Source organism: Pseudomonas sp. SIMBA_067, assembly GCF_046534675.1.
Lineage (GTDB): Bacteria > Pseudomonadota > Gammaproteobacteria > Pseudomonadales > Pseudomonadaceae > Aquipseudomonas > Aquipseudomonas putida.
The window spans coordinates 1-256 of record NZ_JAWRYH010000806.1; the positions used below are offsets into that span (position 1 = coordinate 1).

At 43.0% G+C, this 256-nt stretch carries 1 pseudogene; it reads left to right on the forward strand.

Annotation, left to right across the window (positions count from 1 at the left end):
* Positions 1-256 (forward strand): annotated as a pseudogene (locus tag SB765_RS31430) (bifunctional tetrahydrofolate synthase/dihydrofolate synthase); the annotation flags it as partial.

Sequence of the window (256 nt, forward strand, 5' to 3'; positions counted from 1 at the left end):
CTTTGTTATTTAGAGAGTGTTCACCCTGCTAATATAGAAATGGGCTTAGAGCGCGTTGCTCGTGTTGCTAACAACATAGAGCTTTTAACTTCCTCAAGTAAAATCATTCTTATTGCAGGCACCAATGGCAAAGGAACAACGGCACGTTGTTTAGAGTCATTATTATTAGCCCAGGGTTATTGTGTTGGCACCTATGCTTCACCTCATTTAGTTCGCTACAACGAACGTGTACGCGTTAATGGCGCTGAGCTTGACG